This window comes from Cupriavidus sp. a3 (assembly GCF_051015765.1).
GTDB classification, from domain to species: Bacteria; Pseudomonadota; Gammaproteobacteria; order Burkholderiales; family Burkholderiaceae; genus Cupriavidus; species Cupriavidus oxalaticus_A.
The window spans coordinates 931,612-952,528 of record NZ_CP170644.1; the positions used below are offsets into that span (position 1 = coordinate 931,612).

The following is a 20,917-nucleotide window of genomic DNA, read 5'->3' on the forward strand; positions in this document are numbered from 1 at the left end:
GAGGCTCACGCATGCAGGATCCTTCCAATACGCCGCCAGCCAATCCGCGCGGCACCGCTGTCACCGCCGCTGACGTCGAACTGCAGGCAGCGCTGTGCGCGCGCCTGTGGGACAGCGGCCTCGATGTCAGCGAGATCGCGCTGAACGTCGCGGAAGGTCGCGTCACCATCGAAGGCGCGGTCGGCACGCAGGCGGATCGCGCGGCGATCGAGGCGAGCATCCGCGAGTCCGGCGGCGTGCGCGAGGTCGTGAATCATGTCAGCGTGGCGCCGGACCGCACCGGCGGGTGAGCGGCGGTCGCGTGACACCGGCCGCGCCCGCCAGCCGCTATAGTCCGGACGGCCACGTCTCCGGTGCGCCAGGCGCCGGACTGGCCGGCAAGGCCGGGACCGCACGCGTGTGGTCGAACCACAGCAGCGCATCGAACTGCCGCGGCAGTGCCGCGCGCGCATAGTGGCTCTGCAATTCGGTTTCGGGCCGGTAGATGACCCCGATGAAGCGCTCCTGCCGCGGCGGCAGCAACGCGGTGCGGGCGTCTTCGAGCGGCCCGCTGCGCGCGCCGCGCAGGTCGAGCCAGCATTGGGCGTGGCCGGCCTGGTGGAACAGGTGCTCGTAGCTGTCGGGCCGTCCGGGGCGCACGGTCTTGATTTTCATCTGGCCATCCCACCACGTCGCGGCGGCTACCGTGCCGGCATAGGTGCTCAAGCCAACCAGCGCCGCATCATCGCCGAAGGTTTCCCGGCACAGCTGGCCGATATTGAGCTGGCCGTGCAGCGTTCCCATTTCGGTGTGCGAGGCATCGCCGATGTGTGAGTTGTGCGCCCATACCACGGCGCGCGAATCGGGTCCGTGCGCATGCAGCAGTTGCATGAGCGTCTCGAACATGTGCGTGTCGCGCAGGTTCCAGCTGTCGTCGCTGCCGTGGTACATCACGCGGTAGTAGCACTCTGCCGATGCAACCAGCCGCGCATTCTGTGCGGCATCCAGGTAGTCTTCATGGCCGGCACGGGCATAGGCCAGGCGCTTGTCAAGCAGCTCCTGCAATTGCCCGATGACGGCTTCCTCGCAGTCTTCATGGGTGCCGTGCAGCACGGCGCGGCCATAGCGCGCCGGGTCCCGGCCCCAGGGTTCCAGGCAGGCGTAGCGCTCGCGTGCGGCGCGCGCGGCCTCAGGATCGACGCTGTCCAGGTAGGCCAGCACCGCCGCGATGGAGGCACGCAGGCTGTAGATGTCCAGCCCGAAGAAGCCGGCGCGCTGCACCGGGGGCAGGGGCGCGTTGTGCGCGTGCAGCCAGCGGATAAAGCGCGCGACTTCGAGATTGCGCCACATCCACACCGGGAAACGCGTGAACGCTTCGGCCGGCGCTTGCGCCGGCTGCGCGGGCCGGCCGCGGACATGGCGGTCGACCGCCGCGGCGTCGGGCCAGTCCGCTTCCACCGCGACGATGCGGAAACCGTGGCGCGCCACCAGCTGCGCCGTCAGCGCGGCGCGCGCGTGGTAAAACTCCGCGGTACCGTGCGTGCTTTCGCCAAGCAGCACCACCCGGTGCGCGGCCAGCGCTTCGGCCTGCACCGCGAGTGCATTGGAAAAGGGTCCGGAGAAGGGGTTCTGCGCGGGGTCGTCGACTTGCGGCAGCGGCACCGCCGCGGCTGCGATCGCGGCAGCCGCGTGCATTTCGTCCCAGTGCGGTGGCATGGATGCGCCTGCGCAGGATCGCGCGCCGGAAACGCTATCCGGCTAGGCCGGAATTAGCCCGGTATGGTGCGCGGATCGTGGCCGAAGCTGTTGCGCGAGCGGATCTGGCCATCGCGGCCATGGACCAGCAGTTCAACATGCTCGCGCTGCGCCTGCGCAGTCGCGGCGGCGATGGCTTCTTCCTGCGTGTCGTGGTGGGATTCTGCGTAGCGGGCCCCTTCATGGATGACATCCCAGCCATCCCGATGCGGCACGACGTGTATGCTGGTGCCCATTTTGCTGTCTCCTACGGCTGTCTATGCTTTCATTGTGGGCGATGTACGGCGGCTGTCTATCCGGCGGCGTCTGACAGGCCGGCCGCAACCCGGCCGCACACCCGGACGCAACCCGGACGCTGGGTGGAGGGCAGCAAGCCCGACTTTTTCATGGAAATTTCTGGTTATTTGGCGCCCCTCTTGTAAGCTGGACTTGGATCGCATTAGAGGAGCGGACCATGCGTGCAAGATTTGCCAGGGGACTGACGCAGTCGCCGGTGACCGTGGTGGCCCGGGCGTTCGACGGAGAAGCGGTGCAGGCCCCCCAGATTGGCGACCTGGTGACCGTGTACAGCCAGGACCAGGACACCGAATTCAATATCCGCCTGTGCGAGGCCGTCGAGCCCGGCCGCTGGCGCGGCGTGGTCTACGCGATCGGCCGCGGACAGGACGTGCTGGTGACGGCCGAAGGGCTGGAGATCGATGATGTGGTCGAGGTGATGCGCGAGGAGATCGCGCAGGTCATTCCCTGCGGCCGGTCCCACTGAACGCCGCACCCGCGCGGGTGCGGACATTCCGGTTTGACGAAACCCGTTGCAGGCCCTTGCTGCAGGTTAATCCTGCCGGGCCTGGCGGGATCCTTGCGCGGGCTGGCGCGGCACGCCCAGCCACATCGCGAGCCCGCTGGCGAGCAGCAGTGCCGCCAGCAGCAACAGCGCATGGTCGAGGCTGCCGGTGCGGGTCTTGATTTGCCCGATCACCCACGGGCTGACGATGCCGCTGGTGATGCCGACGCTGCTGATCACGGCGATGCCGGCCGCGGCCCCCGCGCCCGGCAGGTAGCTGGGCGGCAGCGACCAGAACACCGGCAGAGCGGCAAAGATCAGCACGGCGGCAACCGACAGGATCGCCAGCATCATGGCCAGGCTGGAGGGGTGCAGCGTGAGCGCGGCCAGCGCCAGCGCGCCGCCGGCGGTGCACAGCAGGAAATGGCGGTGGCGCTCGCCGGTGCGGTCGGAATGGCGCGCGATCAGGATCAGCCCGACCGCACCGACGGCATTGGGCACCACCGAATACAGGCTGACCGACATCACATCGGTGATGCCGAAGTCGCGGATGATCAGCGGCATCCAGAAGCTCAGCGCAAGCGATCCGCACGTCAGCGAAAAATAGATAAGGGCGAACAGGTACACGCGCGGGTTGCGCAGCACCTGGCGCAGCGCCTGCAGCGAATGGCCGCCTTTCCCCGCGTCGGCCGCGCTGGCCGACCCGCCCGCCGCGGCGCGCGTCAGGTATGCGCGCTCATCGGGGCTGAGCCAGCGGGCCTGTTCCGGACCATCCACCAGGCAGCGCGCGGCAATCAGCCCCAGGAAAACCGCGGGCGCACCTTCGATCGCGAACATCCACTTCCAGCCTTGCAGGCCGAGCACGCCGGCCATGTCGCGCATGATCCAGCCCGAGACCAGGCCGCCGAGCACGCCCGCCACCGCCACGCCGGCAAAGAAGATCGCCATCACCGCGGCGCGGCGCCGTGCCGGGAACCAGTAGGTCAGGTAGAGCACGATGCCGGGGAAGAAGCCCGCCTCGAACACGCCCAGCAGGAAGCGCAGCGTGTAGAACTGCGCCGGCGTCGACACGGCCATCATGCCCACCGAGGCCAGGCCCCACAGCACCATGATGCGCGTGAAGGTGCGGCGCGCGCCGAAGCGCGCCAGCAGCATATTGCTCGGCACCTCGCACAGCACGTAGCCAACGTAGAAGATCGCGGCGCCCAGCCCGTACATGGCGTCGCTGAAGCCCAGGTCATGCTTCATCTGCAGCTGGGCGAAGCCGATGTTGATGCGGTCCAGGAACGAGACCACGTAACAGACGAACAGGAACGGGATGATGCGCAGCCACACCTTGCGGTAGAGCGCGTCTTCCTCGCGCGCCGCCAGCGTGGGCGGGGCAGTGATGTTGGCGGGCGTCAGATGCAGGGACGCAAGATCCCCTGAGACCGGATGGCTCATGCTGTTGTCTCCGTATTTTCGGTAGCTGCGGTGGTGGCTGCGCGTGTCGCGCCTGGGTGGTTGCAGCCAGGGAATGGCGCCGCCGGGCGCGTCTGTTGCGCGCTGGCTGGCGGACCCGGGTCAGGCCGGGGAAAGAGCGGAGCGGGGCGCGGCGTGGCCGCGCCCGTGGCGTGTCAGGCGGCCGGCGCCGCAGTGCCCGGCATGTCGGCCACGCCTTCGCGCGCGGCCTGCAGCGCGGCCAGCAGCACGTCGTGGTCGCCGATATGGTTGGCCAGCAGCAGGATCAGCTGCGCGTTGGCGGCCTGGCTCTGGGCGTCGTCGAGATCGCGGTGCATCTCGATCAGCGCTTCGTAGAAATCGTCGGGCCGGGCAAGGTTGGGTTGCGTATTGAGGGTGGCGGGCATGTTGTGGTCTCCTGTTCTCGAGCGGTCCGGCGTGCCTCAGGCGGCGATCCGGCCAGGGGCCGCGGCCAGGCCGGCACCGGTGGCACGCGCCAGCGCGGCGCGGATCGCGGCGGGGTCGGCGCGCCGCCAGCGCGCGCACACATGCTGGTCGGGCCGCACCAGGTAGCAGGTGCCGGGCGCGGCGCCGTAGCGGGCCGCGGCGAGGCCCTGGTCGTCGCGCAGCACGGTGGCGTTGGAACAGGTCATCGCCGGCTGCGCCGCGTCCGTGGCGTAGACCAGCCGCAGCGGCACGTTGCCCTGGCTGAGCGCGGACAGGTCGGCCAGCGTGGCGGCGTCGATGGCATCGGGATTGCCGAACAGCAGCACGGTGAAGTCCTGTCCCAGGTGCGACAGCAGCCAGCCGGCACCCTGCGGCCCGGATACCGGCGCGTCGGCGCAGACCGCGCCGGGCACCATGCCGCCGGCATACCCCTCATCGGCATCGCCGGTGTTCAGCGGCGAGCCGTGCAGCACCGCCGGCACCGACAGGCGGCCGCTGTTGACCAGGCCGCGGGCAAAGGCGTGCCGCTTCGACAGCGTCAGCACCGCATCGCGGAAGACGCGGCTGACGGGGCTCTTGGGCGTGATGAAGTCGGTGGCGCGGGTCGAGTTCAGGAGGTTCTCGTCGGCGGCGTATTCGCGCTCGCTGGCGTAGGTATCGAGCAGGCTGTCGGCAGCGTGGCCCTGCAGCACGTAGGCCAGCTTCCACGCCAGGTTCTCGGCGTCCTGCACACCGCTGTTGGCACCGCGCGCCCCGAACGGCGAAACGCCGTGCGCCGAGTCGCCGGCAAACAGGATATTGCCGTGGCGGAAGCTGTCCATGCGCAGGCACGAGAAGGTGTACACGCTGACCCATTCCAGCTCGAACTTGACGTCCTTGCCGAGCAGTGCCTGCACGCGCGGGATCACGCGCTCGGGCGATTTCTCCAGCACCGGGTCGGCGTCCCAGCCGAGCTGGAAGTCGATGCGCCAGACATTGTCCGGCTGGCGGTGCAGCAGCACCGACTGGTTGGGGTGGAAGGGCGGGTCGAACCAGAACCAGCGCTCGCTGGGGAAGTCGGCTTCCATCTTCACGTCGGCGATCAGGAAGCGGTCGCGGAAGGTGCGGCCCTTGCTGTCCAGCCCGAGCAGCTTGCGCATCGGGCTGCGCGAACCGTCGGCCGCCACCACGTAGCGCGCGGCCAGCGGGTAGCTGCCTTCAGGCGTCTCGACGGTCAGCACGGCGCCATCCGCGCGCTGCTCCAGCCCGACCACCTTGTTGTGCCAGCGGATCTCGATATTGGGCAGCGCCTGCGCGCGCTCCAGCAGGAAGCCTTCGACGTAGTACTGCTGCAGGTTGATAAAGGCCGGGCGGCGATGCCCGCTTTCCGGCAGCAGGTCGAAGCTGTAGACCTGCTGGTCGCGCAGGAATACCTTGCCAACGTTCCAGCTCACGCCCTTGTCCACCATGCGCTCGCCGCAGCCCAGCCGGTCGAAGATGTCCAGCGTGCGCTTGGCGAAGCAGATGGCGCGCGAACCGGTGGACAGCGTGCAGTCGTCGTCGACCAGCACCACGCGCACGCCGCGCTGGGCCAGGTCGATGGCGGTGGCCAGCCCGATCGGACCGGCACCCACCACCACGACAGGATGGACCGGGCCATCCGCCTGCCCGGCACGCTGTTCCGCGCAGGGTTGGTACTCAAATGACAACCGCTGGTAGTCGATGCTGCTCATGCCTGTCTCTCCATCCAACTCTGTGTTGCTTCGTTGCCCGACTTGTTATGGGTCTTCGGCCGCTCAGTCCTGCAGCGCGGCCCACATTTCCTTGTCGCGCTGCGCGGTCCAGATGCGCGGGTGGCGGATGCCGCTGGCCTCGTCATAGGCGCGCGAGACGTCGAATGGCAGGCAGTGTTCGTAGATGAAGACATGGCCGAACTTCGGGTCCATGGCCTGGCGCGTATGCGCCATCGCGGCCTTCAGGTCGAGCTTCTCGGCCACCGCTTCCTTGCCCGACTGGAACAGCGTGGTGACGAAGTCCTTGGTGTAGGCGAGGCCCTTCCTGACCTCTTCCGGCGTGGTCAGCGCGGGGCCGCGGCCGGGAACCAGCTTCTCGGGGTTGAGCGCCTGCAGCGCGTCGAGCGTGGCGGGCCATTCTTCGAGCTGGGCGTCGCCGCAATAGCAGGCGGCGTCGTACTCGACCAGGTCGCCGGAGAACAGCACCTTCTGCTGCGGCAGCCAGACCACGGTGTCGCCCTTGGTGTGGCCCGAGCCCAGGTGGGCGATGCGCACTTCCAGCTTGCCGAGGAACAGCGTGATTTCCTTCTCGAACACCAGCGTCGGCCAGGTCAGGCCGGGCACGGTCTCGACGCCGGCAAACAGGCGCGGGAAGCGCTCGATCTCGGACTTCATGTCCGCCTCGCCGCGCTCGACGATCATTTCCCAGGTGCCGCGGCTGGCGATGACCTGCTGCGCGCCTTCGGCGAAGTAGGCAGATGCGCCCAGCACGCGCACCGCGTGGTAGTGCGACAGCACTACGTACTTGATGGGCTTGTCGGTAATGGTGCGGATGCGCGCGATCAGGTCCTGCGCCATCGCCGGCGTGGCGGTGGTATCGACAATCAGAACGCCGTCGTCGCCGATCACGACGCCGGAATTGGGGTCGCCCTCGGCGGTGTAGGCCCAGGCGTTCTCGGACAGCTGGGTGAAGGTGACTTGCTTGGCTTCGAGGTCGGCCTGGGATGCGAATGCCTTGGACATGGCGTCTTCCTTTGTGTGTGGGGGAGGCAAGACGGCACGTGCGCGCGGCGGGTGTACCGCAGTTCGGGGCTGGCGGCACGGGCTGTCTCGCCCCCGTTTCTATGGGTCTTCCACGCGGCGGTGCCGGCGTGTTTCGACGGGGTAGTGCAATCTTAGGAAAGACCGTTTAATTAATCAATAGCTAATTCGTTCGTCTATAGCAAATAATGGTGCGACACGAGACCAACGGATCGCGTACCGCGCGATCGCGGGTTTACCCCGATTCGAAGGCGCGTGGATGGCGTTCGATTAATATCCGGGTTTTCCGATCACACAAGGTGGCGATGGCCAGGGGCAAGGCAACCGGCGCGGCCGGCAACGCTGACAAGGAAGGAAAGCCGGAAAAGGCTGACAAGGCCCAGCGCGGCATCCAGAGCGTGGAAGTCGGCGGCCGGCTGCTGGCCGCGCTGGCGGCGGCGCGCGTACCGATGCCGCTGGCCGCGCTGGCCGAGGCCGCGCAGCTGGCGCCGGCGCAGGCGCACGCCTACCTGGTCAGCCTGACGCGCCTGGGCCTGCTCAAGCGCGACCATGTCTCCGGCCGCTACGAGCCCGGCCCGCTATCGCTGCAGCTGGGCATGCTGCGCCTGGAGCAGGATCCGGCCTACCGCGCCGCGGTGCCGCGCGTCGACGCGCTGGCGCGGTCGTCGGGCTTCAGCGTGGCCATCAGCATCGCCGGGCCGCAGGGGCCGACCATCGTGCGCTACGTGCCTGCCAGCGCGCCGCTGCACGTGAACCTGCACGTGGGCACGGTGATGGCGCTGGCGGCCACCGCCACCGGCCGCGTCTACTGCGCGTTCCGGCCGCCGGCGCAGTGGCAGCCGCTGTGGCGCACGCAGCAGCCGGACGCCACGGAGGCGCAGTTGGCTGACTTCGGCGCAGTGCTGCAGGGAATCCGCGAACGCGGCATCGAGCGCAGCATCGACACGCCCAGCCCCGCGGTCAGCAGCCTCAGCGTGCCGGTGCTGGACGCTGCCGGGACGCTGCGGCTGGTGCTGACGCTGGTTGGCTCGACCGGCGCCATCGACGTCGACTGGAACGGCACCGCCGCACGCGCGCTGCTGGCAGCAGCGGCCGATATCGCAGCGTTGCTGCGTGCGGAAGGCGCGGAGGAGGCAAGCGCGGCATGACCCCGACCCGCATACCCGACCCGGACGGCATCGCCGTCCCGGATGCCGAAGCCGAAGGCGGCAAGCCGCAGCGCGGCATCCAGTCTCTCGACAGCACCGGCCAGTTGCTGGGCGCGCTGGTCGCGGCGGGCCGTCCGCTGGCCTTGCGCGACCTCGCGCTGGCTGCCGGCATGCCCCCCGCCAAGGCGTTCCCGCACCTGGTCAGCCTGCAGAAGACCGGACTGCTCGCGCGCGATGCCGCCGGCAACTACCTGTGCGGCCCGCTGGGGCTCGAGCTCGGACTGGTCGCGCTGCAGCGGCTGTCGCCGACGCGCGAGGCCGAGCCCGAAGTGATCGAACTGGCCGGCACCACCGGCCTGAGCGTGGCCATGGCCGTGCTGGGCCCGATGGGTCCGACCGTGGTCAGGCTGGAGGAATCGGCGCGGCCCCAGCATGTCAGCCTGCGCGTCGGCACGGTGCTGTCGCTGGTCCATACCGCGATCGGCCGTACCGTGGCCGCGCACCTGCCGGGCAACGTGCTTGCCGGGCTGCTGCAGACCGACTATCTGCGCATGGCCGGCGCTGCCGTCGGGCAGGTGCTGGGGGAAGACGGAAAGCCTGCGCCCGACTACGCCGCCCGCCTGGCCAAGGTGCGCGAGGCGCAGATCGACAACGCGCTGAGCCACCCGGTGCCGGGCATCGATACGCTGGCGGCGCCGGTGTTCGATCACACCGGCAGCCTGGCGCTGGTGATCGCGGTGATGGGATCGAGCGGCAGCTTCGACAGCGGCACCGAAGGCGCGCCCGCCGCGCTGGTGCGGCAGGCGGCGCGGCGGTTGTCGTGGCGCTTCGGCGCGTTGCGCGGCGCGGCCGGCTGAGCCGGCTGCTTACTGGTCCAGCCGGATGTTGGCAGACTTGATCAGCCCATCCCACTTTTCGTATTGCGCGCGGATATAGCTGCCGAACTGCGCGGGCGTGGCCGGGAACGGCACCGTGCCCTGGCTCGCGAGCTTCGCCGACAACTCCGGCTGCTTCAGCGCGGCAACGATCTCGCCGTTGAGCCGGTCGATCACTGCCTTGGGCGTGCCGGCCGGTGCGGCCACGCCGAACCATGCCGTCAGCTCATAGTTGGGCACGCCCGCCGCGGCCAGCGTAGGCACGTCCGGCAGCTGTTCCGAGGGCTTTTGCGTGGTCACCGCCAGCGCGCGCACGCGGTTGTCGCGGATATACGGCAGCGCGGTGGAGACGCTGTCGAACATCATCGTGATGCGGCCGCCGATCAGGTCGGTCATGGAGGCGGCGCTGCCCTTGTACGGAATGTGCGCGATATTGACACCGGCGAGATGGGTAAACAATTCACCAGCCAGGTGCGACGACGAGCCGTTGCCGAACGAGCCGTAGGTCAGCCTGCCCGGCTCCTTGCGCGCCAGCGCCAGCAGTTCCTGCACGTTGCGCGCCGGCACCGACGGATGTACCACCAGCACGTTGGGCAGGTAGGCCACGGATGCGACCGGGGCGAAATCCTTGAGCGGGTCGTAGCCCGGCTTGGCATACAGGCTCTTGTTGACCGCCAGCGAGCCGAAGGTGCCGAACAGCAGCGTGTAGCCGTCGGCCGGCGCGCGCGCCACGGCGATGGCAGCCAGGTTGCCGCCGGCGCCGGGCCGGTTGTCTATCACCACCGGCTGCTGCAGCCGCGCCGACAGGGCATTGCCGATCTCGCGCGCCAGCAGGTCGGTCGCGCCGCCGGGCGGGAAGGGCACCACCAGCCGGACCGGCTTGTCCGGGTAGTCCGCCAGTGCCGTGCCTGCCGCCGTGGCGGCGAATGCGAACAGCAGCCCGCTGGCTGCACGCCTGATCCAACCCTGCATCGCTGTCTCCTCCATGTGTGTTCTGGCGATGGAACGGGCCTCAGTGTGTCGCAGCGCGAGCAAGCGCGGGTTTGGCTTTGGCGAAGGTGGCCTTTCGCCGCGTGGGCAGCATGCAGCGGGCGCGGCCGCGGGCAACTTATTCGGGCCGCTGCAGGCGCGCGATGGTGCCGAACAGCGTCTCCAGTTCCACCGGCTTGACCAGGTGTGCGTCGAACCCCGCGCGCTCGCTTTGCTGCCGGTCGGCAGGCTGGCCGAAGCCGGTCAGCGCGACGTAGCGGGTTTGGTCGGTGCCGGCCACGCCGCGCAGGGCGCGCACCACCTCGAAGCCGTCCATGCCCGGCATGGCGAGGTCGATCAGCGCGATATGCGGGCGGCAGCGCGGCGCCACGTGCAGCGCCTCGGCGCCGTCGTAGGCAATGGTCACGTCGTGGCCGCACATTTCCAGCAGCATCGCCAGGCTGTCGGCGGCATCGCGGTTGTCGTCGACCAGCAGGATGCGCTGTGCCTGCAGCACGACGTTGGCACGGCCGCCGGCCGCGGCGCGCCCCGGTGGCTGCATCGTGGCGGCTTCCTGTGCCACCGGCAGCGGCAGCCGCAAGGTGAAGGTGCTGCCCATGCCGGGCCCGGCGCTGGCTGCGGCAATGGTGCCGCCATGCAGTTCCACCAGCGCGCGGCACAGCGACAGGCCGATGCCCAGACCGCCATGCGCATCGGTGCCGGGGCGGCTTTCCTGCACGAACATGGTGAAGATGTCGTCCAGCGATTGCGGCGCGATGCCGCGGCCCTGGTCGATCACCTGTACCAGAAGGGTACGTTTTTGTACGGCGGTGACGATGCTGATGGTCGTCTGCGCCGGCGAGAACTTCGACGCATTCAGGATCAGGTTCTGCATCACCTGCACCAGCCGGGTCTTGTCGGCGTGCATCGGGATCGACGCGGCGTGGGCCTGCACCGCGACGTGCTGCGACTTGGCCTCGAGCGACGGCCGTGCCGCCTCGGTGGCGAGCGCGATCACTTCGTTGAACTCGAGCGGCCCGGTGCGCAGCTCGATGCGCCCGGAGTTGATGCGGCCGATGTCGAGCAGGTCGTCGACCAGCCGGCTCAGGTGCGTGACCTGGCGTTCGATCAGGCTCAGGCTCCTGTCGGCCAGTGCCTCGTCGCCGGGCGCGAGCCGCATTGCCGCCAGCGCGCTGTGCACCGGCGCCAGCGGATTGCGCAGCTCATGCGACAGCGTGGCCAGGAATTCGCTCATGCGCTGGCTGGAGCGCTCCAGCTCTACGTGGCGGCGGCGCTCGCTCATGTCGCGGGTGACCTTGGCGAAGCCCCGCAGCGCGCGCGATTCGTCGTAGACGGCGGTCAGCGTGACGTTGGCCCAGAACAGCGAACCGTCCTTGCGCACGCGCCAGCCTTCGTCCTCGACGCGGCCGGCGCGGCGGGCCTTCTCGAGCAGCCGCGCGGGCTTGCCGGCGGCAATGTCGTCGGGCGGGTAGAACACCGAGAAATGCCGGCCCAGGATCTCGTCGCGGCGATAGCCCTTGATGTATGAGGCGCCGGCATTCCAGCTGACGATATTGCCGGCGGGATCGAGCATGAAGACCGCGTAGTCCTTCACGCCCTCCACCAGCAGCCGCAGCGTTTCCTCGCTCTGGCGCAGTGCTTCGGCGGTGCGGCGCTGGGCGGTCATGTCGCGCGTGACCTTGCCGAAGCCGATCAGCTTGCCGTCCGGATCCTTGAGGGCCGTGATCACCACATTGGCCCAGAAGCGGCTGCCATCCTTGCGCACGCGCCAGCCTTCATCCTCGAAGCGCCCGAACTCGGCGGCGGCCTTGAGCTCGGCATCCGGCCAGCGCCGTGCCACGGCGTCGGGCGTGTAGAAGGTCGAGAAGTGCTTGCCCAGGATATCTTCGCGGGTATAGCCCTTGATGCGCGCGGCGCCCTTGTTCCAGCTCGACACATGCCCGGTCACGTCGAGCGTGAAGATGGCGTAGTCCTGCACGGACTCGACCAGGGTCCGGTAGGGGGCGTCGGCAGCCACGTCGCCGGGCGCGTTGCCTTGCGACTCGCGGAGTGACGCGTGTGCGGCCGGGCCGTCGGCGCCGGCGGGGTCTTTCTTCATGGCGAAATCTGGGTTCGCTGCTGCCGGCTTGCCGGCGATGTCTGGAAGCGAGCGCCGCCGCGCGGCGCTGCGCATGACATAGCATACGCGCCTCGCGCCGAAGCAGGCGGCCGCGGCGCCTGGGTGGTCCGAAGGTTCGCGACGATGATTCGGAATATACAGATTGTTACGCGGTGCACGATCCATAGAATCGGTCACATGTTTTAAACGCCGTCAATCTTTGTCACGAAACAATGCAATTGCCACCGACCAGCGGCCGGTCCGCGTCGCCCGATGCGCTGCCTTGCTGCGACAGCTGCCCCCACGCGCAGGGCTGCCAGGGGGCCGGCCTGGTACGGCATGCGCATCCCGCGGCCGGTCCGCAGCCGCAGCGCGGCGTCCGGCTGCGCAAGGGGCAGCCGCTGTACCTGATCGGCGATCCGGTCACCGCGCTCTATGCGATCCGAGTCGGCACGCTCAAGACGCATGTCACCACCGAAGACGGCCGCACGCAGGTGGTTGGCTTCCATTTTCCGGGTGAACTGGTCGGGCTCGACAGCCTCGTGCGCACTCGCTACGCGTCGTATGCCACGGCGCTGGAAGACACCAAGCTGTGCATGATCGCGGTCGACCTGGGCAGTGCCGCCATGGCCGCAGCGCCTGCGCTGGCCATCCAGCTGTTCCTGGCGCTCGACTGCATGACCCAGCGCGCGCGGGCCATGCAGACCATGCTGGCGCTGATGACTGCCGAGGAGCGGCTGGTAACGTTCCTGCTGTGGATGGCCGACGGCTTCGCGGCGCGCGGCTTTTCCTCGTCGGCGTTCATCCTGCGCATGAGCCGCGAGGAAATCGGCAGCTATGTCGGCCTGACGCTGGAGACGGTCAGCCGCCAGTTCTCGCGGATGGCAGGGATCGGGCTGATCCGCGTGCGGAACCGTTGCGTCGAGTTGCTGGACAAGCCCGCGCTGCGCGCCATCGCAGAACGCCCGAAGATCTCGGCGCGCACCGCCCCGGACACCGTCGCCGGCTCCGCAGGTACCGCCATTGGCACCACGGCGTTTATCCAATGAAGCGCAAACCGGAGCACGCCGACACGAGCGCAGGCACGACGCGCGGCGCGACGGACCTCGGCGCTGCCGGGGCTGACATCCTGCGCGACATCCAGCAGCTGAACCTGTCCTACCTGATGCTGGCGCAGCGCCTCCTGCGCGAGCACGAAGCCGAGGCGCTGTTCCGGCTTGGCATGCGGCAGGAGCTGGGGCGCGCGCTGGCCGCGCTGGCCCCGGCGCAGATGGTGGCCCTGGCGCAATCGAACCTGCTGCTGTGCCGCTTCAGGCTGGAAGACAGCAAGGTGCTGGCATCGTTGACGGCGCCCGAGGCGCGCCACCCGCTGCAGGGCATGCATGCGGCGATCGTGATGGCCTCGCAGCCTGCCGGCGGGACGCGCTGATGCCAGCCCTGGCACTTGCGCGCCCCGCCACCGCCCGCATGGGCATAGCAACCAACCATGGAGTTATTGATGACGGGTACCGCCTCGAGCTACGTCGAGACCAGCCTGAGACTGTCCGGCAACGCGGGCCAGCCGGGCACATTGCCGACCCGCACTGAAATCACCGGCATGCCGCACGCGCACGCGCTGCTCCGAGCGCTGCCGGGCGACGCCATCGCGCAGCGATGCATCGAAGCCGCACTGCGCGTGCTGGTGCAGGCGGGACACCAGCCGGTGCGCACGGTGGTGTACAGCGGGCAGGGCCGGCAGGCGTCGCTGGACTTCTACGTCGAGGCCGGCTTGGTGGCGTGCTGCGAGCTCGATGGCGCGCTGCAGCGCCAGCTGGCCAGCCTGTGCACGAGCGTGCTGCCACCGGGGCTGGCGCTGTCGGTGCGGCCGATCGGCACGTATGTGCCCGACGGCCCGACGGCGGGCCAGCGCGGCGCGGCGGAGCGCTTGCGCAAGTGCGCCGGCGATTTGCTGTGCCGCGGCGGCGAGATGAACCAGCGGCTGTCGTCGGTTTGCGCCTACCTGGCGGCGCTCCACGATGCGCAGGCCACTGCCGACCGGCTTGGCCACCTCGACCAGAGCCTGTTCGGCAAGGGCCAGGAATCGCTGTCGTGGCGCCTGCGCCGGCATCACAGCGTGGAAGGGCGGGCGCTGGCACAGGCGCTCGAAGCGCTGTCGCGGGCCGCCGACTGCGCGCTGCATGAGCTGGGCAAGCCGTACGGCGCCGACCATGCGCGCTACCAGTTCGAGCAGATGCAGCGCTTCTGTGAGCAGATCGAGCGGATTCGCTAGGGCGCGCGGGTCAGATCCCGGCCATGCAGGTGTACTTGATGACCAGGTAATCCTCGATACCGTAGTGCGAACCCTCGCGGCCCACGCCCGACTGCTTGACGCCGCCGAAGGGCGCCACCTCGTTCGAGATCAGCCCGGTATTGACGCCCACCATGCCGTACTCCAGCCGCTCGGACACGCGCCAGACGCGGCCCAGGTCGCGCGCATAGAAGTAGCTGGCCAGGCCGAACTCGGTATCGTTGGCCATGGCCACGACCTCGTCCTCGGTGTCGAAGCGGAACAGCGGCGCCAGCGGCCCGAAGGTTTCCTCGCGCGCGACCAGCATGCCGGGCGCGACATCGGCCAGCACGGTCGGCTGGAAGAACGAATGGCCGAGCGCGTGGCGCTGGCCGCCATGCAGCACGCGCGCCCCCTTGCCGACGGCGTCGGCAATATGCTCTTCGACCTTGGCCACGGCCTTGTCGTCGATCAGCGGCCCGATGCGCACGCCGTCATCCATGCCGTTGCCGACCTTGAGCGCGGCCACCGCCGCCACCAGCTTCTTCGCAAAGGCCTCGTACACGCCCGCCTGCACATAGATGCGGTTGGCGCAAACGCAGGTCTGGCCGGCGTTGCGGTATTTCGACACGATCGCCCCTTCCACCGCGGCATCGAGGTCGGCATCGTCGAACACGATGAAGGGCGCGTTGCCGCCCAGCTCCATCGAAACCTTCTTGATGGTCGACGCGGTCTGCGCCATCAGCACGCGGCCCACCTGGGTCGAGCCCGTAAAGGTCAGCTTGCGCACCAGCGGGTTGCCGCTCATCTCGCCGCCGATCGCGCTCGCCGAGCCCGTCACCACTGACAGCACGCCGGCCGGAATGCCGGCACGCTCGGCCAGCGCCACCAGCGCCAGCGCGGTCAGCGGCGTCTGCGACGCGGGCTTGAGCACCATGGTGCAGCCGACTGCCAGCGCAGGGCCGGCCTTGCGCGTGATCATCGCCGCCGGGAAGTTCCACGGCGTGATCGCCGCGCACACGCCGACAGGCTCCTTGGTGACGACGATGCGCTGGTTGGTGGCCGGCGCGGGAATGGTGTCGCCATAGACCCGCTTGCCTTCTTCGGCGAACCATTCGATGAATGAGGCCGCATAGGCAATTTCGCCGCGTGCCTCGGCGATCGGCTTGCCCTGCTCTGCGGTCATGATGCGCGCCAGGTCTTCCTGGTTGGCCAGGATCAGCTCGAACCACTTGCGCAGCTGCACCGAACGTTCCTTGGCCGTGCGCGCGCGCCAGGCGGGCAGGGCGCGGTTGGCGGCTTCGATGGCCTGGCGGGTTTCCTCGGCGCCCAGCTGCGGCACCTGGCCGACGCGTTCGCCGGTGGCGGGGTTGGTGACGTCGATGCGGCGCTCGCCATCTGTCCAGCGGCCGTCGATATAGCATTGCTGCCGCAGCAGCGAAGAATCCTGGAGGTTGAGCATGATGGTTCCGGCGGAAGGCTTTGGGGGCGGTAGGCGGAAGGGCTGGATAGCCTGAGGGCGATTGTAATCCGGCCCGCGTCGAGGTTCTTGCCGCCGCCGCGTGAAAGCGTGAAAGCCGTGCGGGGCCTGCCGCGCGTGCCGGTCATCGCGCGATGCCTGGGAAGGAGCCGGCATGCACCGGGCGTCCCGCGAGAAGCAGGACGGCTGGGTGAAGGTGCGGTGATGCGGGCCCGGTCAGGCCGGAGCGGGTCCGCGCGCGGGAGCGTCCGGAGCCTCGATGCCCCAGTCGCCGTAGTCGAGCCAGTCGTCGCCGAGCAGTTCGATGGGATGCTGCGTCCGGCTGGAGCCGTTGCCGCATCCCATGGCGTCGGTCGGGCAGTATTTGTCGCAACCCCAGCAGACGCGCTCGGGATGGCTTGGGTGCAGGGGAAATTTCTTGGCCATGGCGTGGTTGGCGGGCGGAAAGCGCCCGCTTGAGCCAGATTATCCGGCCCCCCAACAATGCAGATTTGCCCAAGATCAAGGCGGGCCGAAGCCCAGCGCGGACCTGCCGATTGCGCCGGCTCCGGCTTCAGCGCCAGCCATCGGCGTCCAGCCATGTCCAGCGGTCCGGCGCCTCGCCATCCGACGAGGCCAGCAGCAGGCTTTCGCCGCAATCGCCGCAGCGGTACACGAAAGCGTTCTGGCCGCTGGTGGTGCTTAGCGTGGCCGACTTCAGCAGGCGCGCATGTGGCGGGAAATGCCCCGGCCGGTCCAGTTGCGACAGGCAAAGGTCGCACAAAGGCATGTTGGTTCCTCCAGCACGAATTCCGCAGCAGGAAAAATGCTGTGGTGCAGCATCCGTGGATTGAGTATAGATGCATTGGGGATGCGCGGGTCCGCGCCGGTGTTGCGCCGGCGCGTGGGAAAGCGAACAGACTATTCGCCAAGGAACTCCGCCACCACTTCCAGCCCTTCGATGTGATCGGCCACGACCTTGGCAATGGTGATCAGCGGGATCGCGAGCAGCATCCCCCACACGCCCCACAGCCACGTGAACAGCAGCAGCGCCACGAACACCGCGACGGCATTCATCCTGGCCATGCGACCCGTCATCCAGGTGGTGACGAGCGAGCCGATCAGCGTGGCGATCAACAATGAGCCGCCCGCGGCTGCCGCGGCCATGCCGAGCGTGCCGAACTGCATGAACGTCACCATGCCCAGGCACAACGCGATCGCCATTGCGCCAAAGTAAGGCACCAGGTGCAGCGCGCCCGCCGCGATCGACCAGCTGCCCGCGTTATTGACGCCAAGCCATTTCAGCAGCAGCCAGGTACAGACCCCCAGCGCCGCATTGGTCACCAGCAGCATGCCCATGTAACGCTGGATCGAGCGGTTGACCTCGTCCAGCATGTGCACGCTGATTTTCTTTTCGGAGATGGTATTGCCGACCATCTTGATGAACTTGCGCTTGAAGGTGTCGCCCGCCAGCAGCAGGAAATAGAGCAGGAACACCACCACCACCGCCTGGCCGGCCATGGTGAAGATGCTCACCGAGCCGGCCAGCAGCATGGTGTTGATCTGGTCCCCCGAGTGGTCCACCACCACGTGCGGCACGCGCACCGGCGGCGGCTGCCCGGCGCCGCTGAGCACGGTGGCGGCGCGCCGGACCTTTTGCCACATCGAATCGTCGCCGCTCAGCAGGGCGCCGACCGAACGCGACAGCTTGCTGGCGACATCGGGCAGGCTGTTGACGATGGACTCCACCTGGCCTTGCACCAGGTAGGCGCCGCTGAGCAGCGCGCACAGCAGCGCCAGCAGCACCACCGTGCCGGCCGCCACGCGCGGCATGCCCAGCCGCTGCAGCGCGCGCACCGGCGGGTCGAGCAGGTAGGCGAGCACGATCGCGATCACCACCGGCACCAGGAAATCGCGGGCGAGATGCACGGCATAGAGCGAGAACAGCACTGCCAGCACGACCAGCGCCGTGCTGGCGCGCTGCAGGGCCGCGGACACCGTGGCAGGCGCGATCGCCACCGTCGGGGCGTCGGCCTGCTCTGCCGGATCTGCTTCCACAGGAGCAGGCGGCTCGGCATGCGGTATCGGGGACGGAGCGGGGTCGGGAACGGTCGACATAGCCGGCGCTTCGGCAAAAAAGGGCTGTCTTTGAAATGTAGCTGCCTGGCGACGCGCGGCTGTCGGACGCCGCCGACTGCTGGTGTCAGACAAGGGCGGCTGGTCGGCGTGTGGCATGCGCGGCATTTGCGCCTGCAAGTTGCCACGGCAATTTTGAACGGTCGGGACAGGTGGCGCGGGCATCCCCCATACAGCGGGCGCTGTCCGAACTGGTGAGGGAGGCCCTGCTGTACCGGCGCGCCGGGTTCGGTACCTTTGGCAACAAGGCGGAAAAGCCCGGCCGGCAGCTCAAGCGCTGCCGGCCGGGCCTCTCATGGCCGGGCTCGTGTTGCGAGGCGCCCATTGCGGGGCGCCTGCGGCCGGGCCATTACGGCGGTCAGCCGGTGACGGTCTTGGTTTCGAGATACTCGGCGATGCCTTCCGGACCGAACTCGCGACCGTTGCCCGAGGCCTTGTAGCCGCCGAACGGCACCGAGATGTCCATCGACGCGCCATTGATGCGCACGCTGCCGGCCCGCAGGCGCGCGGCCAGCTTGCGGGTGCGCTCGGGGTTGGACGACGCGATGTACGCCGCCAGGCCGAACTCCGTATCGTTGGCGATGGCCACGGCGTCGTCCTCGGTGTCGTAAGGCAGTATGCACAAGACCGGCCCGAAGATCTCCTCGCGCGCAATGGTCATGTCATTGCGCACGTCGGCAAAGACGGTCGGGCGGGCATAGAACCCTTGCGCCAGCCCCTCGGGACGGCCCGGGCCGCCGGCGGCCACGCGCGCGCCTTCCTCGATGCCGACGCCGATCAGCCGCTGCACCTTCTCGTACTGTGCGCGGTTGGAGAGCGGTCCCATTTTGGTCTGCGCATCGGCGGGGTCGCCCACCGTGACCGCGTTGGCCACCGCCGCGGCAATCTGCACCGCCTGTTCATACTGCGCGCGCGGCACCAGCATGCGGGTCGGCGCGATGCAGGTCTGCCCGGAATTCAGCATCACGTGGGCGACGCCGCCGGTCACGGCGGCCTGCAAATCGGCATCGTCCAGGATCACCAGCGGCGACTTGCCGCCCAGTTCCTGCGTCACGCGCTTGACCGTCGGCGCGGCGCTGATCGCCACCTCGACGCCGGCGCGCGTCGAGCCGGTGATCGAGACCATGTCGACATCGCGGTGCGACGACAGCGCCGTGCCGACCACGCGGCCTTCGCCAAAGACCATGTTGAATACACCCGGCGGCGTGCCGGCGGCATCCATGATCTCGGCAAAGATCTGCGCGTCGAGGGGCGCGATTTCCGATGGCTTGAGTACCACGGTACAGCCCGCCGCCAGCGCCGGCGCCACCTTGGCGGCGATCTGGTTCAGCGGCCAGTTCCATGGCGTGATCAGCGCCGCCACGCCGATGGCCTCGCGCAACAGGTAGCTCTTGCCGCGCTGGCTTTCGAATTCGAACTCGCGCAGCGCCTGCACCGTGGCCTGCAGTTGCGCCAGGCCGATCGCGGCCTGCAGGTTGGTGGCGACGGTGATTGGCGCGCCGATCTCCTGCCGCACCGCCTGCGCCAGGTCGCCCAGGCGCGCCTGGTACGCGGCCATGATGCGCTCGAGCAGGGCGATGCGGTCCTCTCGGGTGGATGCCGACCACGCCGGCAAGGCGGCGCGCGCGGCAGCTACCGCGTGGTCCACGTCGGCAGCCGTGCCCATGGCGATCCTGCCCGCCACCGACTCGGTGGCCGGATCGATGAGATCGGCCTGGGTCGCGCCCGGCGCGGGTTGCACCCACTGGCCGTTGATATAGAACTTGTCGACGAGTTTCATCGGGTTTGCCTCGCAGGTCGATGGGGTAATCGATGGGGTAATCGATGGGGAGGGGCCGCTCATACCGGACGGTCGCCGATGATGGTGGCGCGGTTCATGTGGCGCACGGCGGGGAAGTAGTCCTGCACCGCGTAGTGCTGCGTGGAGCGGTTGTCCCACAGGGCGATGGTGTCGGGCTGCCAGCGCAGGCGCACCTGGTATTCGGGCGCCGCCGCCTGGCGGTACAGGTATTGCAGCAGGTCCAGTTCGGCGGGGCGATAGTCCGAGCCGATGCGGTAGGCCTGTTCCTTGACAAAGTTGGCGAAGTGCGTGGTGAAGGCCTCGTTGACGAAGAGGATCTTCTCGCCGGTTTCCGGATGGGTGCGCACCACCGGATGCACCATCGGCGGGTACTTGGCGCGCATTTCCGCATACTTTTCCTCGGACAGCGCGGCGCCAAAGGTGGGCATCGCGTCATGGACCGCCTTCAGGTTGGCAATGCGCGCCTTCACGTCCTCGGGCAGCTTCTCATAGGCCGCGGCCATGTTGATCCAGATGGTGTCGCCGCCCACCTCGGGGCAGGTAATACAGCGCAGCATCGACCCCGTCGAGGGAATCTCGCGCCAGGACACATCGGAGTGGTACAGGTTCTCGCGCCCGCGCTTTTCGCCGTCGCGGCCGAACACCACCAGCTCGGGATGCTCGGGATGGTTGGTGAACATCGGATGCACTTCGAGTTCGCCGAAGCGGCGCGCGACGGCCACGTGCTGCGCCGGCGTGATCGCCTGCTTGCGGAAGAACAGCACCTTGTGCGTCAGCAGCGCGGCGCGCAGCGCGAGGTAGGTGCCGTCATCCAGGGCTTCGCGGAAATCGATGCCTTCGACTTCGGCGCCAATGGCAGGCGTGCAGCGGCGCACGGTGAACGGCCAGGAGGCCGGGTCTTGGGCGCGGAACGCTTCCGGGCTGAGGGTCAGGGCGGTGGCTTGCATGCGTTGTCTCCTTTGTGATGGCTGTTGCGGATGCAGTTCGCC

The 20,917-nt window shown here is 68.6% G+C and carries 21 protein-coding genes; 7 read left to right on the forward strand and 14 right to left on the reverse strand.

The features are described from left to right. Positions 1-11 precede the first annotated feature (11 nt). Positions 12-290 (forward strand): BON domain-containing protein, encoded by a 279-nt coding sequence (locus tag ACAD63_RS26095; protein WP_135702835.1) that lies wholly within the window; start codon positions 12-14, stop codon positions 288-290. A 37-nt stretch (positions 291-327) separates the two neighbouring features. On the opposite strand, the gene ACAD63_RS26100 is transcribed toward ACAD63_RS26095, so the two are convergent. Both ACAD63_RS26100 and ACAD63_RS26105 read right to left on the reverse strand, forming a co-directional pair. Then, positions 328-1,695 carry an erythromycin esterase family protein gene (locus ACAD63_RS26100; RefSeq protein ID WP_434034579.1) on the reverse strand — a complete coding sequence of 456 codons (1,368 nt, stop codon included), beginning with the start codon at positions 1,693-1,695 and terminating at the stop codon, positions 328-330. A gap of 53 nt (positions 1,696-1,748) precedes the next feature. Beyond that, positions 1,749-1,970 (reverse strand): DUF2188 domain-containing protein, encoded by a 222-nt coding sequence (locus ACAD63_RS26105; protein ID WP_133094513.1) that lies wholly within the window; start codon positions 1,968-1,970, stop codon positions 1,749-1,751. A 218-nt stretch (positions 1,971-2,188) separates the two neighbouring features. Here ACAD63_RS26105 and ACAD63_RS26110 point away from each other — a divergent pair, with 218 nt between their 5' ends. Further along, positions 2,189-2,497: a hypothetical protein gene (locus tag ACAD63_RS26110; protein WP_133094514.1), complete on the forward strand. Its 309-nt coding sequence runs from the start codon at positions 2,189-2,191 to the stop codon at positions 2,495-2,497. A gap of 66 nt (positions 2,498-2,563) precedes the next feature. Here ACAD63_RS26110 and ACAD63_RS26115 read toward each other — a convergent pair whose 3' ends face one another. The 4 genes from ACAD63_RS26115 to ACAD63_RS26130 form a co-directional block, all read right to left on the reverse strand. Beyond that, a complete protein-coding gene (locus tag ACAD63_RS26115) occupies positions 2,564-3,958 on the reverse strand; it encodes an MFS transporter (protein ID WP_135702833.1) in 1,395 nt (464 codons plus the stop codon). A 173-nt stretch (positions 3,959-4,131) separates the two neighbouring features. Further along, on the reverse strand, positions 4,132-4,362 hold the full coding sequence (locus ACAD63_RS26120; protein ID WP_133094516.1) for a DUF2783 domain-containing protein: 231 nt from the start codon (positions 4,360-4,362) through the stop codon (positions 4,132-4,134). A 36-nt stretch (positions 4,363-4,398) separates the two neighbouring features. After that, the gene (locus tag ACAD63_RS26125; RefSeq protein ID WP_195427821.1) at positions 4,399-6,114 is read right to left on the reverse strand and encodes an FAD-dependent oxidoreductase; all 1,716 of its coding nucleotides are present in this window, start codon (positions 6,112-6,114) and stop codon (positions 4,399-4,401) included. Between the two features lie 63 nt (positions 6,115-6,177). Then, the gene (locus ACAD63_RS26130; RefSeq protein ID WP_133094518.1) at positions 6,178-7,137 is read right to left on the reverse strand and encodes an MBL fold metallo-hydrolase; all 960 of its coding nucleotides are present in this window, start codon (positions 7,135-7,137) and stop codon (positions 6,178-6,180) included. Positions 7,138-7,460: 323 nt separating this feature from the next. On the opposite strand from ACAD63_RS26130, the gene ACAD63_RS26135 reads away from it, so the two are divergent. After that, entirely contained in the window at positions 7,461-8,303 is an 843-nt protein-coding gene (locus ACAD63_RS26135) for an IclR family transcriptional regulator (protein ID WP_434034580.1), read from the forward strand. After that, the gene (locus ACAD63_RS26140; RefSeq protein ID WP_434034581.1) at positions 8,300-9,160 is read left to right on the forward strand and encodes an IclR family transcriptional regulator; all 861 of its coding nucleotides are present in this window, start codon (positions 8,300-8,302) and stop codon (positions 9,158-9,160) included. The genes ACAD63_RS26135 and ACAD63_RS26140 overlap by 4 nt, the downstream gene beginning before the upstream one ends. Before the next feature lie 9 nt (positions 9,161-9,169). Here the strand turns inward: ACAD63_RS26140 and ACAD63_RS26145 are convergent, their stop codons facing one another. Continuing rightward, entirely contained in the window at positions 9,170-10,150 is a 981-nt protein-coding gene (locus ACAD63_RS26145; protein ID WP_133094521.1) for a tripartite tricarboxylate transporter substrate binding protein, read from the reverse strand. A gap of 136 nt (positions 10,151-10,286) precedes the next feature. Next, a complete protein-coding gene (locus tag ACAD63_RS26150) occupies positions 10,287-12,266 on the reverse strand; it encodes a hybrid sensor histidine kinase/response regulator (RefSeq protein WP_434034582.1) in 1,980 nt (659 codons plus the stop codon). Between the two features lie 233 nt (positions 12,267-12,499). Here ACAD63_RS26150 and ACAD63_RS26155 point away from each other — a divergent pair, with 233 nt between their 5' ends. From ACAD63_RS26155 to ACAD63_RS26165, 3 genes are all read left to right on the forward strand, one after another. Next, the gene (locus ACAD63_RS26155; protein WP_133094523.1) at positions 12,500-13,315 is read left to right on the forward strand and encodes a helix-turn-helix domain-containing protein; all 816 of its coding nucleotides are present in this window, start codon (positions 12,500-12,502) and stop codon (positions 13,313-13,315) included. Then, complete coding sequence (gene flhD, locus ACAD63_RS26160; protein WP_434034583.1) at positions 13,312-13,695, forward strand: flagellar transcriptional regulator FlhD; 384 nt, start codon at positions 13,312-13,314, stop codon at positions 13,693-13,695. Before ACAD63_RS26155 ends, flhD begins: the two co-directional genes overlap by 4 nt. A 69-nt stretch (positions 13,696-13,764) precedes the next feature. Next, the gene (locus ACAD63_RS26165) at positions 13,765-14,535 is read left to right on the forward strand and encodes a hypothetical protein (protein ID WP_195427816.1); all 771 of its coding nucleotides are present in this window, start codon (positions 13,765-13,767) and stop codon (positions 14,533-14,535) included. A 10-nt stretch (positions 14,536-14,545) separates the two neighbouring features. On the opposite strand, the gene gabD is transcribed toward ACAD63_RS26165, so the two are convergent. The 6 genes from gabD to ACAD63_RS26195 form a co-directional block, all read right to left on the reverse strand. Next, positions 14,546-15,994, reverse strand: a complete 1,449-nt coding sequence (gene gabD / locus ACAD63_RS26170; protein WP_135702828.1) for an NADP-dependent succinate-semialdehyde dehydrogenase — start codon at positions 15,992-15,994, stop codon at positions 14,546-14,548. A 234-nt stretch (positions 15,995-16,228) separates the two neighbouring features. After that, positions 16,229-16,438: a DUF3079 domain-containing protein gene (locus ACAD63_RS26175; RefSeq protein ID WP_133094526.1), complete on the reverse strand. Its 210-nt coding sequence runs from the start codon at positions 16,436-16,438 to the stop codon at positions 16,229-16,231. 127 nt (positions 16,439-16,565) lie between these two features. Next, positions 16,566-16,781, reverse strand: a complete 216-nt coding sequence (locus tag ACAD63_RS26180) for a hypothetical protein (RefSeq protein ID WP_135702827.1) — start codon at positions 16,779-16,781, stop codon at positions 16,566-16,568. Between the two features lie 131 nt (positions 16,782-16,912). Continuing rightward, a complete protein-coding gene (locus tag ACAD63_RS26185; protein ID WP_434034584.1) occupies positions 16,913-18,109 on the reverse strand; it encodes an AI-2E family transporter in 1,197 nt (398 codons plus the stop codon). 376 nt (positions 18,110-18,485) lie between these two features. Next, positions 18,486-19,907, reverse strand: a complete 1,422-nt coding sequence (locus ACAD63_RS26190; protein ID WP_195427813.1) for an aldehyde dehydrogenase family protein — start codon at positions 19,905-19,907, stop codon at positions 18,486-18,488. A 59-nt stretch (positions 19,908-19,966) separates the two neighbouring features. Then, a complete protein-coding gene (locus ACAD63_RS26195) occupies positions 19,967-20,875 on the reverse strand; it encodes a TauD/TfdA dioxygenase family protein (RefSeq protein ID WP_434034585.1) in 909 nt (302 codons plus the stop codon). Positions 20,876-20,917 lie beyond the last annotated feature (42 nt).